The 503-nt window shown below is 69.0% G+C and carries 1 protein-coding gene; it reads left to right on the forward strand.

Annotation, left to right across the window (positions count from 1 at the left end; all coding sequences use genetic code 11):
• The coding region (locus HCK00_RS26710) for an AMP-binding protein (protein ID WP_168104617.1) at window positions 1-503 on the forward strand (503 nt) is incomplete at both ends.

The following is a 503-nucleotide window of genomic DNA, read 5'->3' on the forward strand; positions in this document are numbered from 1 at the left end:
GTCGTCGATGCGGTGGGGTTGCGGGGGTTCGTGGCTGAGGGGGTCACCACGGCGCATGTGACGGCGGGGATGTTCCGGGTGCTGGCGGAGGAGTCTCCGGAGTGTTTTGCCGGGTTGCGTGAGGTGCTGACCGGTGGGGATGTGGTGCCGGTCGGTGCGGTGGAGCGGGTTCGGGGGGCGTGTCCGGAGGTGTCGGTCCGGCATTTGTACGGGCCGACGGAGGGGACGCTGTGTGCCACCTGGCATCTGGTGTGTCCAGGTGAGGGGTTGGGGGACAGGCTGCCGATCGGTGGTCCGTTGCCGGGGCGGCGGGTGTATGTGCTGGATGTGTTCTTGCAGCCGGTTCCGCCGGGGGTGGACGGGGAGTTGTATCTCGCCGGCGCCGGTCTGGCGCGGGGTTATCTGGGGCAGCCGGGGTTGACGGCGGAGCGGTTTGTGGCCTCTCCGTTCGTTCCGGGGGAGCGGATGTATCGCACGGGTGATCTGGTGCGGTGGACGGAGGA

This window comes from Streptomyces zingiberis (assembly GCF_012034935.1).
Classification (GTDB): domain Bacteria; phylum Actinomycetota; class Actinomycetes; order Streptomycetales; family Streptomycetaceae; genus Streptomyces; species Streptomyces zingiberis.